Genomic DNA, 17,326 nt, shown 5'->3' with positions numbered 1-17,326 from the left:
CTGCAGCGAAACGTCTTGCCAGGTGTTTAATTGCAGGAATGGGTACCGGCCGTAATGGCTTTCAGGCGTACCGGATCGAGCAATTCGATTTCACGGTTGCTCACGCGCAGCAGGCCTTCTTTCTTGAACTTGGACAGCAGGCGGCTGATGCTCTCGATGGTCAGGCCCAGATAGTTGCCGATTTCTTCACGCGACATGCGCAGCTGGAAGGTGTGCGGCGAATAGCCACGGGCTTCGTAACGGGATGACAGGTTGACCAGGAAGGCGGCAAAGCGCTGAGTGGCCTGCATATTTCCGAGCAGCAGCATGACGCTCTGTTCACGGGTGATTTCCTGGCTCATCATGCGGTGGAAGTGGCGCAACAGGGCCGGCATATCGGCCAGCAGTTGCTGCAGGCTGCCGAACGGCACTTCGCACACTTCGCTATCTTCCAGCGCCACGGCGGTGCAGTGGTGCAGATCGGTGCTGATGGCATCCATGCCCAGCAGCTCGCCGGCCATCTGGAAACCGGTAATCTGTTCGACGCCGTCGCGGTTGACCTGGTAGGCCTTGAAGTGGCCCAGACGAATCGCGTACAGGTTCTGGAACGGATCGCCGATGCGGAACAGGGTACTGCCGCGCGTGACTTTGCGACGCCGACCGATAATCTGATCCAGACGATCCATATCGTCATTGTCGAGGCCCATAGGCAAGCACAGCTGGTGCATGCTGCACGTCGCGCACTTGGCTTTGAGCACTTCGAGTGGGGTGCCGGTACTAACCAGCGAGTCAAATTCTCGTATCATCCCGCCAGTTTAGACCATTTGTAGTCCTTTTGGGCTATGCCGTAGTTACTATATCGGGTATTCCAGTAAGTATTTTGCTGCAAAAGCCCTTGTGCTGCAGTGCCGCATGGTAAAACTACTGTGGCAGATTCAGCACACTACCGTGTGGCGACGGATTCGTGCTGCGCTGCTCAGAGCGCGGGCCGCTGTATGGTATTGCCAAAAACTAGCTTTAATAGCAAAATTTACCAACCTCCCACGAGGTCCTTCTCAGTTTTCTGCAGGTTCTACGCTCACAGGGAACACATGACCTCATTAGGCATCAAGGCAAAAGTTGCGCTGGCTACCAGCCTGACATCGATCCTGATGGTGGCACTGGTCACGGCGCTGCAGACGCAGCGGCTGCAGGGCGATTTCAGCAAAGTGCTGTTTGCCCAGCAGACGGCGCTGATCAACCGTACTGCCGAAGAGCTGGACGACAAGCTGCTGATGCTGCGCGATATCATTGCCCAGTCGGCCAAGCAGCAACCGCCCGAACTGGCCGGTTCGCCCGAGCGCTTGCGTGCCTACTACCGCGATCGCGCCGTGCTGGCCCTGTTCGACGATATCCTGATCCTCAATCCCGAAGGCCGCATCATTGCCGATCTGCCCGAGCAGGCCGGCCGGGTCGGCATCAATGCTTCCGACCGTGCCTATTTCAAGACCGTGCTGCGCACCCGCATGCCGGTCATTTCCGAGCCCATCATCGGCCGCGCCCAGGGCCAGCCCATCGTGCAGATGGTGGCGCCCGTGCTGAATGCCCGGGGCGAGGTGGTGTGCGTGCTGATCGGCGTGCTGCGCCTGTACAAGGACAATCTGCTAGGGCATCTGCGCAATGCCAAAGTGGGCCGTACCGGTTATTACTTTGCCCTGACGCGTGAAGCCAATCCGCGCTATGTACTGCATCCGGACTCCCGGCGGCTGCTGCAGCCGCGTCAGCCCAATGCCAATCCCGCCACCGCCCGCGCGCTTGAACAGGGCTTCGAAGGCACGCTGGACGGCATCAATAGTAGTGGCCAGCGTACCCTCAACAGCTACAAGGCTTTACGCTCGGTGGACTGGGTGCTGGCCGCTTCATTGCCGGCAGAGGAAGCCTTCGAGCCTTTCCATGGCGCGGTGGAACGTCTGCTGTGGTGGAGCGGGCTGGCGGCCCTGCTGGCGGCATTGCTGATAGGCTGGCTGACCATGCATCTGCTGGCGCCGCTGGTGCGCTTGCGCGATGCCATCGTTGCCCTGCGCGCCGCCCCGGCCGGCTACACCCCGCTACCGGTGGCCGCGGACGATGAAGTGGGCCAGCTCACCAGCGCTTTCAATGCGCTGATGCAGGAGCGGCTGGCGGCCGATGCGCGCCTGCAGAATCTGGTGGAATATGCGCCCAATGCGATTCTGGTAGTCGACGGCAGCGGCCGGATCGAAACCATGAACCGCGAGGCCGAGCGCTGTTTCGTCTACGCCCGTTCGGAAATTCTGGGCCGCCCCCTGACGATGCTGGTGCCGCCACGCCAGCACGAGCTGTTTGACGGCATGCAGCAGCGCTTCTTCAGCCAGGGCGTCAGCGCCGTGCCGGGCAGGATAGGCGGCGAACAGGTGCTGTACGGCTTGCGCCGCGATGGCAGCGAGTTCCCGCTGGAGATCAATCTGAGTGCCGTGCGCACGGATCAGGGCGTGAAGATGCTGGCCATGATCGCCGACATCACCGAGCGCCACCGGCTGCAGCAGGATGTGGAAGCGCGTGCCGTGGAACTCGAGCGCGAGCGCGACCGGGCCGAGGCGGCCAACCGTGCCAAGAGTGATTTCGTGGCCAATATGAGCCATGAAATCCGTACCCCCATGAATGCCGTGCTTGGCATGGTCTACCTGCTCGGCAATACTCCGCTGACGCCGCAGCAGCGCAAGTATCTGAACATGGTGCGCGAGTCGGGCCAGTCGCTGCTGGGCATCCTCAATGATGTGCTGGATTTTTCCAAGATCGAAGCGCGCCATATGGAGCTGTCGCCGGTGGACTTTGCGCTCGACGAAGTGGTGAATGCGCTGGCCACGCTGATGACGCTCAACAGCGGTGCCAAGGCGCTGGAGCTGGCCATCCGCGTCGACCCTGCGATCCCGCGCCAGCTGCATGGCGATGCCCTGCGTCTGCAGCAGATACTGGTGAATCTGGTCGGCAATGCCATCAAGTTCACGGAACAGGGCGAGGTGGCGGTGAATATCGAGCTGATTGCAGCCGATGCGCGCCAGATCCTGCTGCGTTTCGAAGTACGCGATTCCGGCATGGGCATGACGGAAGCCCAGCTGACCCAGCTGTTCAATGCCTTCACCCAGGGCGACCAGAGCATCACGCGGCGCTTCGGTGGCACGGGGCTGGGGCTGGCCATCAGCAAGCGGCTGATCGAACTGATGGGGGGCGAAATTGCCGTGGCCAGCGTGCCGGGTCAGGGTTCGCGCTTCTGGTTCAGTCTGGCGTTCGGTGTGGCCAGCAGTGCGGCCGAAGAGCGCCGCCATCCCGTGCCCGGCCCGTTGTCGGTGCTGGTGGCGGTCGAGCATGACAGCAGCCGCGCCATCGTGCTGGAACTGCTGCGCGGCTATGGCTGGCAAGTGGACGAGGCTGCCACGGATGCGGCGGCCCGCCAGTGCTATGACCGCCGGCTGGGCGTTGGCCAGCACTATGATCTGCTGCTGGTGGACTGGCATCTGCAAGGGGACGACGGGCGCAGCACGGTGCAGGCCTTGCGGGCGCAAGCCGGTGCGGGCGCGCTGCCGCTGGTACTGCTGGCCCATCCTGCGGCCCGGGCCCAGGCCGAGAGTGATGAAAATGCGGTGGTGCTGGTGAAGCCCGTCACGCCGACCAATCTGTACGATGCCGTCCAGCATGCGCTGGCCGCCTATGGCGAACATGGCCAGCGCATTAGCACCGAGGCCAGCATTGCCGGCAGTCTGGCCGGCGTGCACTTCCTGCTGGTGGAAGACAATCTGCTCAACCAGATGGTGGCACGCGGCATCCTCGAACATGCCGGTGCCACGCTGGACGTGGTGGGCGACGGCCGTCAGGCTGTCGAGCGCATGCGGGCTGATGCCGCGACCTACGATATGGTGCTGATGGATATGCAGATGCCGGTGATGGACGGCTATACGGCCACCCGCATCCTGCGCCAGCAACTGGGGCTCAAGCTGCCCATCATCGCCATGACGGCTGGCGTGCTGGGCAACGAGCGCCATCGTGGCGAGGAAGCCGGCATCAGCGATTTCATCCCCAAACCTATCGAAGTGGACGAAATGCTGGCCGTGCTGCAGCGGCATTTGCCGCTGCAGGCCCGGCCTGCCGCCAGCGCAGTGCCGGCGCTACCGGCAGCTGCGGCGGACGATGGTGTGTTCAATATGGATAGCCTGATGCGGGTGATGGGCAAGGATGCGGCCGGACGCGCCATGATGGAGCGCATGGTGCGCGGCGCCATCGATAGCGGCATGGCCCCCGTCGAAGTGGCTGGTGTGGCCCTGCAGGAAGGGCGGCTGCGCGATGCTGCCCATGCCTTCCACGGCCTGCGCGGGGCGGTGGGCGTGCTGGGTGCCAAGCGGCTGGTGCAAGCCACGCTGGATGCGGAGCAGGCCATCAACAGCGATGCCGTCAGCCGCGAAGCGGCCGATCTGGCGCCCTACTTCCAGGCTGTGCGGCAGGAGCTGGCGCAAACCCTGGCCCAGGCCCGCGAGTGGCTGGATGCACAGTCTCAATCGAATTGAGAATAATTCGCATTTACATTTGTATCCTTCCTTGTTACAATCCTGTTACCCCTAGAAATTCACCGGCAGCCAGACGCCTTTAGCACGATTGCAACTCTTGCAGCGCAGCCAGCCACCCACTCCCACGGATGAAGGATGCACATGATTAAGAGTCGTAAGCACGCGCCTGCGCGTTTGGATCAGCGGTTTAACCTCAACTGCACGCTGGCTGCGCTGCTGCTGCCGGCCAGTATGGCGGTGCAGGCCGGTGAAACCACGCCGCCAGCCCAGAAAACGCTGGAAGAAGTCAAAGTCGTGGCCGATGCCATCAACGATTTCAAGGCCGAGCGCGCCAGTTCGCCCAAGTACACGGAAAAGCTGGTCGATACGGCGCAGACGGTTACCGTCATCAAGCGCGAACTGGTGGAGCAGCAAGGCGCGGTGACGCTGACGGAAGCGCTGCGCAATACGCCCGGCGTAGGCGCCTTTTTCCTCGGTGAAAACGGCAGTACCACTACGGGCGATGCCATCTATATGCGCGGCTTCGACGCTTCGGGCAGCATCTTTGTCGATGGCGTGCGCGATGTCGGCTCGATCTCGCGCGACACCTTCAACATCGAACAGATCGACGTGCTGAAAGGCCCGGCCGGTACCGATAGCGGGCGCAGCACGCCGACCGGTTCGGTCAATCTGGTCAGCAAACAGGCGCTGCTGGAAAACGCCAGCAGCGCCGCGCTGACGCTGGGCAGTGGCCAGCAGCGCCGCGCCACGGCTGATCTGAACCGTGTGCTCAATAGCGACACGGGCACGGCCTTCCGCCTGAATCTGCTCGATCAGGATAGCGGCAATCCGGCGCGCGACGTGGTGCGCAACAAGCGCTGGGGTGTGGCGCCGTCGCTGGCCTTCGGCCTGAATGGCCCTACCCGCGTCTACCTCAACTATCTGCACGTACAGCAGGACAATATTCCCGATGGCGGCGTGCTGACCATAGGTCTGCCGGGCTGGACGCCGCCAGCGCCGATAGCCGCCACCGCCACCAAGCCGGCCCAGAGCTTTGCCTTCATGGCCGGTGCCAAGCCGGTTGATCCGTCCAACTTCTACGGTTCCGTGCTGGACTTCGACAAGGTGCGCGCCGACATGCTGACCGCCCGCATCGAGCACGATTTTGCCGGCGGTGCGCGCTTGCAGAACACCACCCGCTATGGCCGCACCAAGCAGGATTATCTGCTGACGTCCTTCATGTCCTCGGGCGCCAATCTGACTGCCAACGTGGCCGGTTCCGATCCGTCCACCTGGGTCATGGCGCGCACCAACCTGACCTATAAGGACCAGCTCAACGAAATCCTCACCAACCAGAGCACGCTCAGCTTCAATCTGGAAGATGGCCTGTTCAAGCATGCGCTGGTGGCAGGGCTGGAGCTGACCAACGAGAAGCAGACCAACTACACCAATGTCAACGGTGCCGTGTCCGTGAACGGTTCCGTGGTGGGCCTGCCGCCGACCAGCATCTACCACCCGAATCCGGACACGCCGATCAGCAAGGCGCAGGTGAATATGGTGCGCAACGGCGCCCGTGGCGATGGTACGACCAACACCCAGGCCGTCTACCTGTTCGATACGGCCAAGCTGGGCGAGCGCTGGATCTTCAATGGCGGCTTGCGGCTGGACCACTACACCACGACCTACAACGGTGTAGCGGTACAGGGCACGGCCACGCCGCAGACCATCCCGGTCGGCACCCTGCTGGCGACCTCGCTCAACAGCAGCGACACTCTGCTCAACGGCAAACTGTCGGCCCTGTACAAGCCGACCGATAACAGCAGCGTGTATGCGCTGGCGGCCACCTCGAAAGCTCCGCCCGGCGGCAATACCTTCACGCTGAGCAGTGCTGCCAGCAGCGCCACGAATCCTAACTACGATCCGCAGGTCACCACCACCTATGAAGTGGGCACCAAGTGGGACCTGCTCAAGCAGAAGCTGTCGCTGTCGGCTGCCGCCTACCGCACCCAGGTACGCAACGAGATCGAAGTCGATCCTACCAATAGCGCGCTGTACTACCAGAGCGGCAAGAAGCGCGTGCAGGGCATAGAGCTGGGTGCGACGGGCGAGCTGATGCGCAACTGGCTGATCAGCGCAGGCTATACCCGCATGGCTTCGGAAGTGGTGTCCGGCAAGGTGGTCACCAATAGCGGCGAGAACCGCCTGAGCTACACGCCCAAGCAAGCCTTCACGGTATGGACCTCCTACACTTTACCGCTAGGCCTGCAGATTGGTGGCGGCGCCCGCTTCGTCGACAAGCTGCTGCGCGGTACCGATGGCGCCGTGGGGACGCCGGCCTATGCCGATGCCTACTGGGTATACGATGCCATGGCCTCCTACCCGCTCAGCAAGAACATCGATCTGCGCCTGAACGTCTACAACCTGGCCGACAAGCAGTATGTGATGGCGATTAACAAGTCGGGCTACCGCTACACTCCGGGCACGCCGCGCTCGGCCAGCCTGACGGCCAACTTCCACTTTTAATTGCAGTCCGGCGTTGCGCTAAGGGCGCAACGCCTTTTTCTTTGCGGAGCAAAATCATGATGTTGCATATCCCCGGTGTACTGAGCCGGGAGCAGGTGGCTTCCATGCGGCGCAGGCTGGATGCCTCCAGCTGGGTGGACGGGCGCACCACCGTGGGCGCGCAGGGGGCGCAGGTGAAGCAGAACCGCCAGCTGGCGGAAGGCTCGCCGCTGGCGCAGGAACTGGGCGCGGAAGTGCTGGCAGCGCTGGCCAATAGTCCGCTGTTCTTTGCCGCGGCGCTGCCGCTGCGTACCTGCCCGCCCCTGTTCAATTGCTATGCCGGTGGCGAGCATTATGGCGACCATGTGGATGGTGCCATGCGCCGCGTGGCCGCCAGCGGCCAGTGGCTGCGTACCGATGTCTCCACTACCCTGTTCCTCAGCGATCCCGATGAATACGATGGCGGCGAACTGACGGTGGTGGATGCCTATGGCGAGCATGAAGTCAAACTGCCGGCCGGTGATCTGATCGTCTACCCGTCCACCAGCATCCACCGCGTGGCGCCCGTCACGCGCGGTGCCCGCATCTGTTCCTTCTTCTGGACCCAGAGCATGGTGCGCGACGATATGCGCCGCTGCATGCTGCTAGAGCTGGACCAGAATATCCAGAGTCTGCGCGCCCGTCTCGGCGACTGCACGGAACTGGTCAACATTACCGGCCACTACCACAACCTGCTGCGCCAGTGGAGCGAGGTCTAAGCGCCGGCGTGATGCGTACGCTGTGTGCGGCGCTCTATCCAGGCGCCGAATGGGCGCAGGCCCAGCATCAGCAGGAATACCAGATTGGCCATGCCGGGCGCCACATAGCTGAGCGGTATGGCCGAGACGGCGATCAGCAGCAGGCCCAGCCCGCGCGCCAGCACGGCCGCATAGCTGGCCGAGGTAAGCTGGTGGCTGCACAGTTCGGGGTGGCGGTAGATGTAGCGCGCCTGCAGCAGCGTGGCCACGCCCAGCAGCACCATCACACCCGAGTACACCAGCTGTCCCGTCAGCGAGGCAAACTGGTTGTTGACGGACGAGGCAAACGGCAGCAGCGAAGCGCCGGACAGGCCCAGCATGGTCAGCCACAGCAAGGGCTGATCGACATGGCGCACAAAGCTGTACAGGCGGTGGTTGGCGATCCAGAAGTTGGCCAGCACAAAGAAGCTGATCACCCACGAAATCATCATGGGCAGCAGCTGCAGCAGCGCGCCGCGCAAGGCTGCTTCACCGGCATGGTGGGCCTGTTCGGGAATGCGCAGTTCGATCACCAGCAATGTCATGGCGACGGCAAAGATGCCATCGACCAGCGCTTCGATGCGGTGCTTGCTCAGTTGCGGCTGGCTGCCGCTGGCTAGTTCGGACATGCTGCTCTTTCAGAGTCGGGGAAGAGCGCACATTCTTGCGGAAAATTACATTAATCGCAATGTTGTGTTGCGTAATATTCCCACTGCCGGCCGACAGCGGGCACCAGCAGGGAAATAACTACGGGACAGCTAGCGTCGCTCAGCAGATTCTGCTGCGTCGCTTGATGTTGCCGGGTTGTTAGTGATGGTCTGGGGCGGATTTTTTTCAAAATGGTCGATTGCTTCGACGGCTTCCTTGAGGCCCAGACCGGTTTGCTGGCGATACAGCCGGAGCGCATCGATGCGTCTGTCCCGCTGAGTAATAAGTGCCGCCACCTCTGGGCTAGGCAGCGGGAAAGCCGGTGCCGTCAAGCCGAAGTGCTGCAGCAGTACATCCAGCTGCTGCTCAAGTTTGCGGCAGCGCTTGTTCATCTCTTGAAGCCGGTGCGACAGGATGAATGCGAACGCGATGGCGAGTACCGCGAGGATGGCGAAGTTAATTTCCATAGCTTTACAGGGTTAGATTGTAGTGAATAAGCAATCATCCATGAGCAGTCGCACACCCGGCGCGTATCAAGCATAGTCTCTTATTGATTCGAGCGCGCAACAAGAACATCGAGCACCTGCATGGTCGCGGCCAGTGCTTCATCACGCTGCAGGTTGGGATTGGCTTGCGCCACCATGCTAGGCTCGGTCACGTACTTGCCGTTGACAACGATGGTCGGTGTGCTGTTCACGCCATATTGTTCCGCCATGCGCGCCAGCGACTTGAGGCGCATGCTCACGCCGAAGGAGTTATAGGCGGAAAGGAACTTCTCCTTGTCGATACCATTGCGCAGCGCCCAGTTGAGGTTTTCTTCATCGCTGCGCAGGCGGCGGTGTTCCTGATGCCACGCCTGCAGCACTTTGCCATACAGCGCATCCTGCAGCTGCAAGGCTTCCAGCGTCGCATACAGGTGCGCTTCGAAATCGCGCATATCGCCACCGGAGAGGTGGATGCGGCGGAAGTTGACCTTGCCCTCATGCTGTTTGGCCCATGCCGTTAGCGGCGCATCCACCGCATAGCAGGCCGGGCAGTGGTACATGAAGAACTCGATGACTTCAACCTTGCCGTCCACCTTCTGGGTAGGCTGCGGCTGGACCAGCGTATGGTATTCCACCCCATTCACGGGGTTGCTCGGCGAGGCAATGGCATGTCCGGCGGCCAGTGCTGCAAGAGTCAGTGTCAGAACGAGACGGCGCATGGGGTCTCCGGTGTTAACAATTGGATATGCAATTTAGCACATCCCGCTATCGGACGACAAACACAGCGCGGCGCGCCAGCTGGCGGGGATAGTGGCACAATAGGCGCGATCTTATCGCGCAGGAGTTTGCCATGTCAGACCGTATCGCCGCGTTTTTTGCCAAAGCCCAGCCATGGCAGCAGGAGTTTGCCCAGTTGCGCAGCCTGCTGGACGAGTGTGGCCTCGAAGAAGGTTTCAAATGGGGCTGGCCCTGCTATATGCAGGACGGTGCCAACATCGTGCTGATGCACGGCTTTAAGGAATACTGCGCGCTGCTGCTGTTCAAGGGCGCACTGCTTGACGATGCCGACGGCCTGCTGGTACAGCAGACGGAAAACGTGCAATCGGCCCGCCAGATCCGCTTCACCAGCGTGGCGCAGATACAGCAGCAGAGCGCGGCGATTGTGCGCTATGTGCGCGCCGCCATGGCGGCGGAAAAAGCCGGCCTGTCCGTGCAACGCAAGTCCACCGCGCAATTTGATATGCCGGAAGAATTCGCCAGCCGTCTGGCGGAACAACCCGAGCTGCAAGCTGCTTTCGAGGCGCTCACGCCGGGGCGCCAGCGCGGCTACCTGCTACACTTCGGCCAGGCCAAGCAGTCGGCCACCCGGGTAGCACGGGTAGAGCGCTGTATCCCCCGCATACTCGAAGGCAAAGGAATGGACGATTGAGCGTCGCACTACGTAATACTCCGGCCTGGGCCTGGGTGCCCACCATCTCGTTCAGCCAGGCCGTGCCCTATGTGGCGGTGATGATGCTGGCCACGGTGATGTACAAGAATCTCGATGTGCCGAATGCGGAACTGGCGTTCTACACGGCATGGCTGTATCTGCCGTGGGTGATCAAGCCGCTGTGGTCGCCGCTGGTGGAATTGTTCGGCACCAAGCGGCGCTGGATAGTCGGGCTGCAGTGGCTGTCCGCCGTGGCACTGGCCAGCGTGGCGTTGAGCCTGCATCTGCCTGATTTCTTCCGCATCAGTCTGGCTTTGCTGTGGCTGCTGGCTTTCAGTTCGGCCACGCACGACATTGCTTCGGACGGCTACTACATGCTGGGCTTGCCCGAGCGCTCGCAGCAGGCCGCGTTCGTCGGCGTGCGCAGTGCCTTCTACAAGCTGGGCATGATCGCCGGTCAGGGCGGGCTGGTGTATCTGGCCGGTGTGCTGATCGAGCGCCACGGCGATGCGGCGCAAGCCTGGGCCGTGGTGTTCGGCCTGCTGGCGCTGCTACTCCTGCTGCTGGGTGCCTATCACCAGTGGGTGCTGCCACGTCCGGCGACTGATCAGCCTTACATGGCCCGCGCCAATGTATGGGCCGGTTTCGTCGAAACCTTCCGCAGCTTTTTCCGCAAGCCCGGCATAGGCGTGACGCTGGGCTTTCTGCTGCTGTACCGGCTAGGCGAAGCGCAGCTGCTGAAAATGGCCGCCCCCTTCCTGCTCGATAGCCGGGCACAGGGCGGGCTGGGTCTGAGCACGGCCACCGTGGGCATCGTCTACGGCACGGTGGGCGTGGCCGCGCTGGTGCTGGGCGGCATCGCTGGCGGGCTGGTGATTGCCCGCTTCGGTCTGAAGCGCAGCCTGTGGCCCATGGTCTGCATTATGCATATTCCCGATCTGGTCTTCGTCTATCTGGCCGTGGCCCAGCCCAGCGATACGCTGCTGATCGCGGCCGGGCTGGCGGTGGAGCAGTTCGGCTACGGTTTCGGCTTTGCCGCCTTCATGCTGTACATGGTGACGGTGGCCGATGGCGAGCATAAAACCGCCCACTATGCGCTGTGCACGGGCTTTATGGCGCTGGGCATGATGTTGCCGGGCATGGTGGCTGGCTGCAGCAGCAGCTCGGCTATCAGCTGTTCTTCCTGTGGGCCTGTATTGCCACTTTGCCTGCCTTCGGTATGACGCTGCTGGTGCGGCGCGCGCTGTAAAACTGGCCGCCGCGCTTCCGCTACAATACGGGGGCTTATTCGATACGGGGAACGGTTTTGGTTTTTAATGCAAAAAAGCGGCTGACTTTATCGGCTGCTGCCGCAGGGGCAATTTCACTGTTGCTGGAGGGCTGTTCCAGCACGCCGGTGGCGCCGTCTGCCGGTCCGGCCGGTGCCAGTGGAGCCCAGCCGCAGCCGCAGTCTCCTGCCGTGTCCGCTGGCGCTGGCCAGCAGTCCGTTGCGCCCGTTGCCGTCGATGCCAGCCAGCCGCCGCCCGCGCCGCGCGAATTCCGTGCCGCATGGGTTTCCACCGTCGCCAATATCGACTGGCCGAGCCGGAATAATCTGGGCATGGCCAGGCAGCAGGCCGAAGCGCTGGCAATACTCGACCGCGCGCAGGCCGTGGGCCTGAATGCCATCGTGCTGCAGGTGCGCCCTAGCGCCGATGCGATCTACCCTTCGCCGCTGGAGCCATGGTCGGAATTCCTCACGGGCCAGCAGGGCCGTGCACCGGCCACGCCGTGGGACCCGCTGCAGTTCTGGATCGAACAGGCCCATGCCCGCGGCATGGAACTGCATGCATGGTTCAACCCCTATCGGGCGCGCCACGCCACGGCCAAGTCGCCGCTGGCTGCCAACCATATCGCCAATACCGATCCGGCCGTGGTGAAATCGTATGGCCGCTATCTGTGGATGGACCCGGGCGAAGCGGCAGCAGCCCAGCGTACGCTGGATGTGGTGCTCGATGTGGTGCGTCGCTACGATGTGGATGGCGTGCATATCGACGATTACTTCTACCCTTATCCGGTCGATGCCAGTGCCAACACGGCGGGGCCGGAAGGCGTGGCGCTCGATGCGGGCGTGGGGGCGAAGCAGGAACTGGAATTCCCCGACCAGCCTTCGTGGCAGCGCTATCTGCTCGACGGCGGCACGCTCGATCGCGCAGGCTGGCGGCGCCAGAATGTGAACCGCCTGATCGAGGCGCTGTATCAGGGCATCCACAAGGAAAAGAGCTGGGTACGATTCGGCATCAGCCCTTTCGGTATCGGCAAGCCTGAACGCCGCCCGCCCGGTATCGCCGGTTTCAGCCAGTACGACAAGCTGTATGCCGACGCGGAACTGTGGCTGGCCAATGGCTGGCTCGATTATCTGGCGCCGCAGCTGTACTGGCCCGTGTCGCAGGCGCCGCAGGCCTTCGATGTGCTGCTCGATTACTGGGTGGCGCAGAATACCCGCGCGCGCCACATCTGGCCCGGTCTGTACACCAGCCGCATAGACCGCAGCAGCAAGGCCTTTGCGCCGGAAGAGATCCTCAAGCAGATCGCCGTCACGCGCAGCCGCGCCAGCGTGGGCGGTCATGTGCATTTCAGCATCGCTGCGCTGATGGAGAACCGCAAAGGCATCAGCGAACAGCTGAAAGCCCAGAGCTACCAGAGTCCTGCGCTGACACCGGCCACGCCGTGGCTGGGGAATACCCTGCCGCCTGCACCGACGGTGGGCACGCGGCGTGAAGCCAACGGGCTGGCGCTGAAGCTGTCGGCTAGCGGTGGCAAGCCGGTGGCGCAATACGCCATCTGGTCGCGCTACGGCAGCGAGTGGCGCTTCAGCGTGGCACCGGCCACGCGCGCACTAGTGCTGCTGGCTGATGATGCAGCGGCTGGTGCGGCGCAGGCGGTGGTGGTCAGCGCGGTGGACCGGCTGGGCAACGAGAGCGAGCGGGTCACCGTTCTGCGCTAAGGCACCCGACCATGCGTGCTTACGGATTAGGCATCGATGCGGGCGGCACGCAGACCCGCTGGGCACTGGCCGCAGCGGATGGGCAGATCGTCGCCGAAGGCGCGGTGGCCGGGCTTTCCGTCAACCAGATGCAGAACGAGGCGGGCCGCAATGCCGTACAGGCTATGCTGCAGCAGCTGGCAGCACAGGTGCTGGACCATGCGCCAGCGCATAGCCGCCCGCAAGGCGTGTGTGCAGGGCTGACCGGCTTCGATGGCGCAGCAGCGCAACCGGCGCAATGGCTGGCCGATGCACTGCAACTACCGCTGGCGGCGGTGCAGCTGCGCAGCGATATCGAAATCGCCTATCTCGATAGTTTTGCTTTGGGCGAGGGCTATCTGGTGTATGCCGGTACCGGCTCCATCGCAGCATGGATAGACCCGCAAGGAGCGCTGCATCGTGCCGGCGGGCGTGGCGTGCTGCTCGACGATGGTGGCGGCGGCTACTGGATCGCACGCGAAGCGCTGCGCCACATCTGGCGGCTGGAAGATGAAGCGCCCGAGAGCTGGCAGCAGTCGGCGCTGGCGCAGGCCATGTTCGAACGCATAGGCGGTAGCGACTGGGCGCTGTCGCGCCAGTTCGTATATGGTCAGGAGCGCGGTGCGCTCGGTGAGCTGGCGCTGGCCGTTGCTGCCAGTGCCGACAGCGATCCCGTTGCGCAGGCCATCCTGCGGCGCGCGGGCGAGGAGCTGGCGCGTATCGGACTGGCGCTGGTGCGCCGCTATGGCGAGCGCCCCATGGTGCTGAGCGGGCGGGCGTCCACCCTGCACCCGCTGATTGCGGCCAGCATGCGCGCGGCGCTGCCGGCCACGCAGGTGCTGCGACAAAAAGCCACACAGGCCCACCACGCAGCAGCCCGCATTGCACTACACTGCCAGAATTGATCGTACGAGAGCAAATATGAGCAAGTTACTTCCGCTGGTGGCGCTGACGGCCGCCGTCTCCCTGCTGTCCGGTTGCGCCACGGTGGCGCCGGCCGGCCCGCGCATCGATAAAAGCCTGACGGCGCGCGGCCAGAGCGAGCGGATCAAGTACATCATCCTGCACTACACGGTGGCCGATCTGCCCCGTTCCATCAAGATCCTTACGCAGCAGGATGTAAGCGCCCACTATCTTCTGACCGACACGGATCAGCCATTCTTCTATGCGCTGGTGGACGAGTCGCGGCAGTCCAACCACGCTGGCCTGAGTAGCTGGAAAATCTACAACCAGCTCAATTCCGCCTCGATAGGCATCGAAATCGTCAATCCCGGTTTTACCGAAACGGCGCAGGGGCGCGTGTACGCACCGTTCAAGCAGGCCCAGATCGACCAGCTGATCCTGCTACTAAAGCAGCTGGTGGCACGCTACAACATCAAGCCGGAGAACATCCTCGGGCACAACGATATTGCGCCCCAGCGCAAGCAGGACCCGGGGCCCATGTTCCCGTGGAAGCAGCTGGCCGATGCGGGATTGCTGGCGTGGCCAGAAGCTAGCCGCGTGGGCGCGCGTCTGCCCCTCTTCACGGAGCAGCTGCCCGATGTGGCGTGGTTCCAGCGCAAACTGGCGCAGGTTGGCTATGCCACGCCGCAGACGGGCGAACTGGATCAGGCCACGCGCAATGTACTGGTGGTGTTCCAGTCCAAGTACCGCCAGTCGCTGTATGACGGCACGCCGGACGCGGAAACGGCCGCACTGCTCGATGTGCTGACCAGCCCTGTGCCGGAACTGCCCGCGCCCGCTGCACCCACGCCAGCACCGGCACCCGTGCCAGCCAGCGCAGCCCTGCCACGCAGCACGTCCAGCCGATAGGGAGCCGCGCCATGACCATCACCAGCGCAAGCACTCTGCCTTGCGAAGCCATCGATGGCCATGCGGCTTTCCGCCACCTCAATAGCATCGAAGGCATTGCGGTCGATCTGCGCTATGCCACGCCGGATAATTTTGTGGGCCGCGACCTGTATAACCCGCTCGATTGCGCCTGGCTGCACAGGGATGCGGCTGCCGCGCTGGAACAGGCGGTGGCATGGCTGGCGCGCCAGCGCCCCGGCTACCGCCTGCTGATACTCGATGCGCTGCGCCCGCAGCGGGTGCAGGAGCAGCTGTGGCAGACCTTGCAGGGTACGGATTTGCTGGGCTATATCGCCGAACCGGTGCGCGGCTCCATCCATTCCTTCGGCATGGCGCTGGACCTAACCATCGTCGATAAGGCAGGACTAGAGCTGGATATGGGCACGGCTTTCGATGATCTGTCCGAGCGCTCGCAGCCAGCGCTGGAGACGGTGATGCTGGAGCGTGGCGAGCTGACGCGCACCCAGTGCAACAACCGCCACCTGCTGCGCAATGCCATGTTGCTGGCCGGTTTTTACGGCATCAACAGCGAGTGGTGGCATTTCGATTGCGGCGACCGCCAGCATGTGCGACGCACCTACACGCGCGTGCTCTAGCGGCTGCGCGGCATCGTCAGAGCACAATCATCAGGGCGCCGAGCGCGCCACCCATTCGATCAGGCCATCGAGGACATTGCGCCCGACGCCACCGGCCACATGCTCGTCATTGAGGAAGGCCACTACCACGCAGGGCTGGTTGGCCGCATCGTAGACATAGCCGGCAATCGCGGTAATGCCGTTCAGCGTGCCCGTCTTGATACGGGCGCGGCGCGTGGCCGGGCTATCCTTGAGGCGTTTGCGCATGGTGCCATCGGTGCCGGCGATGGGCAGCGCAGCAAGGAACTCCGGCATCCATGGGCTGCGTAGGCCGGCCTGCAGCACGGCCGCCATCTGCGCTGGCGTGGCCCGCTCGAGCCGTGACAGGCCGGAACCGTTTTCCAGTACCAGCCCGTCGGCGCTGATGCGCTGCGATTGCAGCCAGCTACGGATGGCCAGATCGGCCCGCATCTGGGTGCTGGCTACGCTGTCGTCGGCCGCTAGCGGCTTGCTGCCCAGCGCTGCATCGGCCTGCAGGCTGCCCAGCATCAGGTAGACGGTGCGGGCGAGGGTATTATCGGAGTGCTTGTTCACATCGCGCAGCATTTCCGGCAGCGAGCGTGACTGGTGTTCGGCCAGCAAACGGCTGTCCGGTGCCAGTCCTGCCGCTTCGGCTTCGCGTACTTCGCCACTCAGGCTGCCGCCCAGCTTGCGCCACTGGGCGCGCAGCAGACGGGCCAGAAAATCGTGGTGGTCGAGCACATCGAGGCTGGTGGAGCGGTTGCAGTTGCGCGGGTAGCGGCCATGCAGAATCACCGTCAGCTGGTCGCCACGGCGGCGTACTTCCGGCGTGCGCCAGTCTTTTTCCCAGCTGGCGCAGGGGGCATCGACCAGTTGCAGATCGGCCTTGACGCTGACCTGCTCCAGCTCCGGCAGCATCACCACCGACAGTTCGCTGGCGCTGGCGCGCAGTTCCACCTGCAGCAGATTGCTGTGGGTGAGTAGCGCATCGGGGATCACGTTGTAGTAGGCCCACGGGAATTCGTCGAACGGCGGCTGGCCCAGATCGGGGCGGGCCGGCTGGAATAGCTGGCGGTCCAGTATCACGTCGCCCTTGATCTTGCGTATGCCCTGATTGCGCAAGGCCTGCAGCAGATGCAGCAGCACGTCTTCATTGAGATCGACATCGGCACCACCGCGCACGATCAGATCGCCTTTGAGTACGCCATGATCGATATCTGCCGTGGTGCGCAGCTCGGTGCGGGCGCGGAAGGCTGGTCCCAGCTGTTCCAGCGCAGCCAGCGTGGTAATCAGCTTCATGGTGGAAGCGGGCTGCATGCTCTGGCTACTGTTATGGTCAATCAGCGTCTGGTTGCCGCGCATGACGACGATGCCTGCCGCCTGCTGCGGAATATTGGCAGTGCTCAGCAAGGTGCTGATAGCGTCGGGCAGGTCGGCTGCCATCGCGCCGCGCGCCAATACGGCAGTGGCAGTGAACAGGGCAGCGAGGATGGTACGGCGTAGCAGCATGGTGCAGGCTCT

Annotated in this window: 14 protein-coding genes; 9 read left to right on the top strand and 5 right to left on the bottom strand. The window is 63.2% G+C overall.

Going from position 1 to position 17,326, the window contains the following annotated elements; all coding sequences use genetic code 11:
* Nucleotides 1–26: 26 nt before the first annotated feature.
* A complete protein-coding gene (fnr, locus tag GTP23_RS14100; RefSeq protein ID WP_161035766.1) occupies nucleotides 27–785 on the bottom strand; it encodes a fumarate/nitrate reduction transcriptional regulator Fnr in 759 nt (252 codons plus the stop codon).
* Nucleotides 786–1,070: 285 nt separating this feature from the next.
* Between fnr and GTP23_RS14095 the strand changes: the two genes are divergently transcribed.
* The 3 genes from GTP23_RS14095 to GTP23_RS14085 all read left to right on the top strand — a co-directional run bounded on the left by GTP23_RS14095 (nucleotide 1,071) and on the right by GTP23_RS14085 (nucleotide 7,774).
* Complete coding sequence (locus tag GTP23_RS14095) at nucleotides 1,071–4,535, top strand: response regulator (protein WP_161035765.1); 3,465 nt, start codon at nucleotides 1,071–1,073, stop codon at nucleotides 4,533–4,535.
* A gap of 135 nt (nucleotides 4,536–4,670) precedes the next feature.
* Nucleotides 4,671–7,037: a catecholate siderophore receptor Fiu gene (locus tag GTP23_RS14090; protein WP_202412206.1), complete on the top strand. Its 2,367-nt coding sequence runs from the start codon at nucleotides 4,671–4,673 to the stop codon at nucleotides 7,035–7,037.
* Nucleotides 7,038–7,093: 56 nt separating this feature from the next.
* Nucleotides 7,094–7,774, top strand: coding sequence for a Fe2+-dependent dioxygenase (locus GTP23_RS14085; RefSeq protein ID WP_161035763.1), 681 nt, complete (start codon nucleotides 7,094–7,096; stop codon nucleotides 7,772–7,774).
* Here GTP23_RS14085 and GTP23_RS14080 read toward each other — a convergent pair.
* The 3 genes from GTP23_RS14080 to GTP23_RS14070 all read right to left on the bottom strand — a co-directional run bounded on the left by GTP23_RS14080 (nucleotide 7,771) and on the right by GTP23_RS14070 (nucleotide 9,644).
* Nucleotides 7,771–8,421, bottom strand: a complete 651-nt coding sequence (locus tag GTP23_RS14080; RefSeq protein ID WP_161035762.1) for a TMEM175 family protein — start codon at nucleotides 8,419–8,421, stop codon at nucleotides 7,771–7,773. The genes GTP23_RS14085 and GTP23_RS14080 overlap by 4 nt on opposite strands.
* A 129-nt stretch (nucleotides 8,422–8,550) precedes the next feature.
* The gene (locus tag GTP23_RS14075; RefSeq protein WP_161035761.1) at nucleotides 8,551–8,907 is read right to left on the bottom strand and encodes a hypothetical protein; all 357 of its coding nucleotides are present in this window, start codon (nucleotides 8,905–8,907) and stop codon (nucleotides 8,551–8,553) included.
* Nucleotides 8,908–8,987: 80 nt separating this feature from the next.
* Nucleotides 8,988–9,644, bottom strand: coding sequence for a thiol:disulfide interchange protein DsbA/DsbL (locus tag GTP23_RS14070; RefSeq protein WP_161035760.1), 657 nt, complete (start codon nucleotides 9,642–9,644; stop codon nucleotides 8,988–8,990).
* Nucleotides 9,645–9,775: 131 nt separating this feature from the next.
* Between GTP23_RS14070 and GTP23_RS14065 the strand changes: the two genes are divergently transcribed.
* The 6 genes from GTP23_RS14065 (at nucleotide 9,776) to GTP23_RS14040 (ending at nucleotide 15,805) form a co-directional block, all read left to right on the top strand.
* Entirely contained in the window at nucleotides 9,776–10,354 is a 579-nt protein-coding gene (locus GTP23_RS14065; protein ID WP_161035759.1) for a YdeI/OmpD-associated family protein, read from the top strand.
* Nucleotides 10,351–11,577, top strand: a complete 1,227-nt coding sequence (locus GTP23_RS14060; protein WP_229256109.1) for an MFS transporter — start codon at nucleotides 10,351–10,353, stop codon at nucleotides 11,575–11,577. The genes GTP23_RS14065 and GTP23_RS14060 overlap by 4 nt, the downstream gene beginning before the upstream one ends.
* A gap of 83 nt (nucleotides 11,578–11,660) precedes the next feature.
* Nucleotides 11,661–13,340, top strand: coding sequence for a glycoside hydrolase family 10-like protein (locus tag GTP23_RS14055; RefSeq protein WP_202412205.1), 1,680 nt, complete (start codon nucleotides 11,661–11,663; stop codon nucleotides 13,338–13,340).
* A gap of 11 nt (nucleotides 13,341–13,351) precedes the next feature.
* Nucleotides 13,352–14,263, top strand: a complete 912-nt coding sequence (locus tag GTP23_RS14050; protein WP_161035758.1) for an N-acetylglucosamine kinase — start codon at nucleotides 13,352–13,354, stop codon at nucleotides 14,261–14,263.
* Nucleotides 14,264–14,279: 16 nt separating this feature from the next.
* Complete coding sequence (locus GTP23_RS14045) at nucleotides 14,280–15,170, top strand: N-acetylmuramoyl-L-alanine amidase (RefSeq protein WP_161035757.1); 891 nt, start codon at nucleotides 14,280–14,282, stop codon at nucleotides 15,168–15,170.
* An 11-nt stretch (nucleotides 15,171–15,181) separates the two neighbouring features.
* Nucleotides 15,182–15,805, top strand: coding sequence for a M15 family metallopeptidase (locus GTP23_RS14040; RefSeq protein ID WP_161035756.1), 624 nt, complete (start codon nucleotides 15,182–15,184; stop codon nucleotides 15,803–15,805).
* 30 nt (nucleotides 15,806–15,835) lie between these two features.
* Here GTP23_RS14040 and dacB read toward each other — a convergent pair whose 3' ends face one another.
* On the bottom strand, nucleotides 15,836–17,314 hold the full coding sequence (dacB, locus tag GTP23_RS14035; RefSeq protein ID WP_202412204.1) for a D-alanyl-D-alanine carboxypeptidase/D-alanyl-D-alanine endopeptidase: 1,479 nt from the start codon (nucleotides 17,312–17,314) through the stop codon (nucleotides 15,836–15,838).
* Nucleotides 17,315–17,326 lie beyond the last annotated feature (12 nt).

Source organism: Duganella fentianensis, assembly GCF_009857835.1.
Taxonomy (GTDB): Bacteria; Pseudomonadota; Gammaproteobacteria; order Burkholderiales; family Burkholderiaceae_D; genus Rugamonas; species Rugamonas fentianensis.
This window is presented reverse-complemented; position numbering and strand designations above follow the sequence as displayed.